Here is a 5,140-nt window from a genome sequence, read left to right on the forward strand (position 1 = left end):
GGTGGCGGCCGAGCATCCCGGCGGCCAGCGGCGCGGCGTCCAGGTCACCGGCGGCGAGCCGGGCGGCGAGGGTACGGCGTACCAGCCGGTCGGCCAGCGCGGGCGCGTGCCGGCCGACGGCCATCTCCAGCCGGCCGCGTGCGGTGGTCGCCACGTCCCGGGGCGCGCGTCGGGCGGTGGCGGTGCGCAGGATCGCCGCGACCACCCCTTCGACGGGCTCGGGGCGCGACACCCCCTGCAGGGACAGCCCGGCCTCGGCGGTGCTGTCGTGGATCGGTGAGGCGACCATGCTCGGGTAGACGACGCTGACCCCGACGTGGGAACCCACCTCGTGGCGCAGCGCGTCGGCGTAGGCGACCAGGGCCCGTTTGCTCACCCCGTACGCGGCGGCGAGCGGGAGGGGCAGCACCGCCATCCGGCTGGCCACGAAGATCACCCGTCCGCGTGCGGTGAGCAGCGGGGGCAGAGCGGCGGCGGTCGTGCGCCAGGCGGCGAGCAGGTTGACCTCCAGTTGCCGACGGACCACCTCGTCGGGCGGCAACTCGGCCGGCGCGGGACCACCCACCCCGGCGTTGTTGATCAGCAGGTCGAGCCCCCCGAGCCGGTCGACGGCGGCCCGCACCGCCGCCGGTACGGCGTCCGCATCGGTCAGGTCGCAGCCCAGCACCGGCACGTCGTCGTCGGGACGGGCGTGCAGGTCGAGCCCCACCACCCGGGCGCCGGCAGCGCTCAGCGCGGCGCCGAGATGGCGGCCGAAGGTCCCGCTCGCCCCGGTGACCAGCACCCGCCGACCGGCCAGGGAGCGGCCGCTCACCGGGGTACCCCCGTTGAGGGCGTCGTGCCGGAGCGGGCGCGGCGGGTCCCGGCGGTCAACTCCCGGGCCAGCTCGGCCAGGTAGACGTCGAAGTCCACCCGCATCGCCGGGCGGCGCTGACCCCAGCGGGCGGTCGCGGCCCGCAGTTCGGCCCGGCAGGCGGCGCGCTGTCGCTCCGGGTCCGGCAGCGCGTACCGGCCGGCGAGATGCGCCGCGATCAGCTTGGCCTGCGCCTCGACCAGCGGGAACGCGGAGCCGGTGGACTGCATCAGCCCGACGAAGCTCAGCCCGGGGGCCTCGGGGTGGAACACGTGCCGGTACAACGGCAGGGTGTCGGCGCCTCCGGCGAGCAGCGCCGGGTCGAGGAACGCGACGTCCACCCGGTAACCGGTGCACCAGATGATCAGATCGACGCTGTCGATGCGGCCGTCGGTGAACTCCACCCGGTCGCCGTCCAAGGCGGCGACGCCGGGTCGGGCCTCGACGTCACCGTGGGTCAGCCGCGACAGCAACCCGTCGGAGAGCGTCGGGTGGTCCTGCAGGAAGCCGTGCGTCGGTGCGGGCAGCCCGTAGCGGGTGGGGCTGCCGACGGTGGCGCTCAGCATCGTCTGGCTGATGCGTTGGCGCAGACGCCACGGCAGTCGGCGGGCCAACGCCCCGTTGAGGGTGTCCGAGGGGCGACCCAGCAGGTACTTCGGCACCACCCAGACGCCCCGGCGCAGCGACAGCAGGGTGCGGGTGGCGGCGTACGACGCGTCGACGGCGATGTCCATCGCGGAGTTGCCGCCGCCGACGACCAGGACCCGCCTGCCGGCCAACTGCTCCGGGCCCCGGTAGTCGTGGCTGTGGATCTGCTCGGCGGTGCACTCGCCGGGGTAGCCGGGGTCGGGCAGCCGGGGCACCCGGTTGTGCCCGTTGGCGACGACCACGGCGTCGACGGTGACCTCGACCGGCCCGCTCGGGCCACTGGCGGCCACCGTCCAGGTGCCGTCGGGGTGCTGGGTGACCCGCTCGACGGTGTGGCGCAGCCGGATGGTGTCGGTCAGCCCGAAACGCTCGGCGTAGTCGGCGAGGTAACCGGCGACCCGACGGTGGTCGGGGTAGTCGGGCCAGTCGGTGGGCATCGGGTGGTCGGCGAACTGGGTGCGACCACGGCTGGTGTTGAGGTGCAGCGTGCGGTACGCGGGCGAGTCGGGTGCCCCGTACACCCAGAGGCCACCGACCTGCTCGGCGGCCTCGAAGCCCACCGTTGGCACGTCGGCGTCGCCCAGTGCCTTGACCGCGGCGAGCCCGGCGGCGCCGGCCCCGATCACCGCCACCCGAGGTGGTACGCCCATTGCCGCCCCCATTAATCCAACGTCCGATGGATAATCGTCGCGCGGCGGCGGCCCGTCAAGGGGTCGGTGATCCGTACAGCCCGTCGAGCAGGCGATGCACGAACGCCCGGAACTCGCGCCGCTCCCGAGCGCCGGGCGCACCCGCGGCCAGCGCCACCACGTGCCCGTGCGTCGCCCACACCAGACTGCGCACGGTGATGTGCGGGGTCGGCTCGGCGAGGGCGCCGGTCGCCGCGGCGGCGGTGAGCAGCTCCGCGACCAGCCGGTACAACGGGTCGGCGTAGCGCTGGTCGAGCTCGGCGTGCCGCTGCGGTTCCAACCAGCGGCGCAGCCACAGCGCGGTGGTCTCGGGGCGGTCCTCCAGGAAGTCGACGAAGACGTCGACCAGCTCGTGCAGGGCCCGTAGCGCCGCGTCGGGGCCGGCGTCGAGGGCGGCGCGGGCCTGCTCGGCGGCCTCGGTCAGCACGTCCCGTTCGGCGGCGAACACCCTGGCGAAGCACGCGTCGTAGAGCGCCGCCTTCGTACCCGTGTGGTGCGCGACAGTGGCGACGTCGACCCCGGCGGCGGCGGCGACCTCCCGCAGCCCGACGGCGTCGAAGCCGCGCTCGGCGAAGAGCGCTGTCGCCGCGGTGAGCACCACCTCGCGGGTCGGCCGGGTCTCGTCGCGGCGGGGCCGACCCGGGCGGCGGCGGGGCATGGTCATGGCCGCCATTCTGCCCCTAGAATCCAGCAACCGTTGGATTGCGGAGAGGATGCGGCGATGACCGGGCTGGACCGGCGGCCTGCGGCCGCCACCGACGCGACGCTGCCGCGCGGGCCCCTGGCGGGCTTCGCGGCCGGGTCGCTCGGCATGGGTGTCTGGGTGACGGTGCCCGGCCTGCTGCTGCTCTACTTCCTCACCGACGTGCTGGCCGTCGGGCCGTGGCTGGCCGGCCTGGCGCTGCTGCTGCCGAAGATCGCCGACGTGCTGCTGCACCCCTGGGTGGGGCACCGCGCCGACGTCGAGCAGACCCGACGCGGCGACCGTCGTCGCCTGCTGCTGCTCGGCTGCGCCCTGCCGGTCGCGTTCGCCGCGCTCTTCGCGGTGCCCGGCGGCCTGACCGGCGCGCCGGCGGCGGCGTGGGTGGCGGTGTTCTTCATCGCCGGCAACCTGCTCTTCGCCGCCTACCAGGTCCCCTACCTGTCCACCCCGGCCGATCTGCGCATCGGCTACCACGAACGCACCCGGCTGATGGCGTTCCGGATGGTGGTGCTGACCCTGGGCATCCTGGTCTCCGGGCTGCTGGCCCCGCTGCTCACCGGCGGCGACGCCGCGACGCGGGACGGCTACCAGCGGATGGGCGTGGTGCTGGCTGTGGGGATGCTGGTGGCCATGCTGGTCGGTGTCGCCGGCATCGCCCGGCTGCGCGGGTCCGCGCCGGCCAGCGCCGCGTCGGGGCACGGCGGGTGGCGGGCGTTGCGCACGGCGCTGCGTGACAGGCAGTTCCGGTGGCTGGTCGCCGCGTACCTGGCGATGTCCACCACCACCCACCTGGTGCTCGCCGGGGTGCCCTACTACGCCGAGTACGAGCTGCGCGCCCCGGGCCTGACCACGGTGCTGGTGGCCGCGTTCGTGGCGCCGGCGCTGCTGGTCACCCCGGCCTGGCTGGTGGTGGCCCGACGCGTCGGCAAGCAGCGGGCGCTGCTCGGCGCGCAGGGCGCGTTCGCGATCGGCTCGGTGGTGTTGGCGGTGGGCCGACCGGCCGGCCTGCCGGTGCTGGTCGCCGCGGTGGCGGTGCTCGGGGTGGCGTTCGCCGGCATGCAGTTGCTGCCGTTCTCGATGCTGCCCGACGTGATCCGCGCCGCCGGCACCGCCGGCGGCACCGGGGCCGGCACCTACACCGGGGTGTGGACTGCCACCGAGGCGACCGGCGCGGCCCTGGGCCCGTACGCGTACGCGCTGTGCCTGACAGTGGGTGGTTTCGTGGCCTCGACGGCGGGTGAGTCGCCGGTGCAGCCGGACGCCGCGCTCGCGGCGGTCCGCTACGGCTTCGGGTTGCTGCCGGCGGTGGCGATGCTCGCGGCGCTGCTGCTGCAACGCCGCTACACCCTGGACGCGACGGCCCGGGCGGCGAGCTGATCGGCCGGCACTAGACTTCGCCCTCGATGGACGCCCAGCCCAGCACCACCGAGACCCGCCCGTGCGCCCACTGTGGAGCGCCCGTGCCGCAGCGCGTCGGCGCGGGTCGACCGTTTCGCTACTGCCGCGACAACGACGGCGCCTGCCAGCGCGCCTCCCGCAACAGCCGGATGCGGCACCGCAACGCCCCCGGTCTGCCCGGGCAGGTGGCCCGCACCTGGGAGGCGGTGGACCGACTCGACCAGATCGTCGAGACGTTGACCGAGTCCCTGCACGCGGAGTTGTCGCCGGTGGGTGTGCAGCGGCAGCTCGCGCAGGTCCGCGCGGAGGCCGCCACCGAGATCGCGGCGGCGCAGACCGAACGCGACGAGGCGCGCGACGACGCCGAGACCGCGGCGGGCGACGCGGCGCGCGCCCGCGAGCAGGCCCGCGAGGCCCGCGCCGAGGCCGACGACGCCCGCCAGCGCGCCGAGCTGGCGCAGCGGCAGGCCACCACCGCCGACGAGCGGGCGCGGCACGCCGAGGCCGCCCGCGACCAGGCGCGCCACGACGCCAGCGCCGCCGAGGCGTTGCGCGCCCAGGCCGAGCGCGACCGCGACCAGGCCCGCGTCGAGGCGCGGGACCTGCGCATCGAGCGCGACGCCGAACGGCAGCGGGTGACCGACCTGAGCGTGGAACGCGACGCGCTGCGCGCCGAGGCCGAACGGGCCAGCCGGGCAGCCGCCGAGGCGACCGAGCGGGCCGGTCGGTGGCAGGCCGAGGTGCAGGACGTCCGCCGCCAGATCGAGCAGTCCCGCGCCGACGCGGCGCGGACCCGCACCGAGGCCGCCGACGCCGCCCGGGCGCGTGAGCAGGCCGACCGGGCCCGCG

The 5,140-nt window shown here is 75.9% G+C and carries 5 protein-coding genes; 2 read left to right on the plus strand and 3 right to left on the minus strand.

Going from position 1 to position 5,140, the window contains the following annotated elements; translation table 11 throughout:
• The 3 genes from ABZ794_RS33805 to ABZ794_RS33815 form a co-directional block, all read right to left on the minus strand.
• The coding region (locus ABZ794_RS33805) for an SDR family NAD(P)-dependent oxidoreductase (RefSeq protein ID WP_357519485.1) at positions 1-814 on the minus strand (814 nt) is incomplete at its 3' end.
• Positions 811-2,151 carry an NAD(P)-binding domain-containing protein gene (locus ABZ794_RS33810; protein ID WP_357519487.1) on the minus strand — a complete coding sequence of 447 codons (1,341 nt, stop codon included), beginning with the start codon at positions 2,149-2,151 and terminating at the stop codon, positions 811-813. The genes ABZ794_RS33810 and ABZ794_RS33805, both read right to left, overlap by 4 nt.
• A 55-nt stretch (positions 2,152-2,206) precedes the next feature.
• Positions 2,207-2,854: a TetR/AcrR family transcriptional regulator gene (locus ABZ794_RS33815; RefSeq protein WP_238688981.1), complete on the minus strand. Its 648-nt coding sequence runs from the start codon at positions 2,852-2,854 to the stop codon at positions 2,207-2,209.
• Positions 2,855-2,911: 57 nt separating this feature from the next.
• On the opposite strand from ABZ794_RS33815, the gene ABZ794_RS33820 reads away from it, so the two are divergent.
• Both ABZ794_RS33820 and ABZ794_RS33825 read left to right on the plus strand, forming a co-directional pair.
• Entirely contained in the window at positions 2,912-4,270 is a 1,359-nt protein-coding gene (locus ABZ794_RS33820; protein WP_357519489.1) for an MFS transporter, read from the plus strand.
• 26 nt (positions 4,271-4,296) lie between these two features.
• Positions 4,297-5,140, plus strand: an 844-nt coding sequence (locus ABZ794_RS33825) for a hypothetical protein (RefSeq protein WP_357519491.1), incomplete at its 3' end; no start/stop codon positions are given.

This window comes from Micromonospora sp. NPDC047187 (assembly GCF_040643355.1).
Taxonomy (GTDB): domain Bacteria; phylum Actinomycetota; class Actinomycetes; order Mycobacteriales; family Micromonosporaceae; genus Micromonospora; species Micromonospora salmantinae.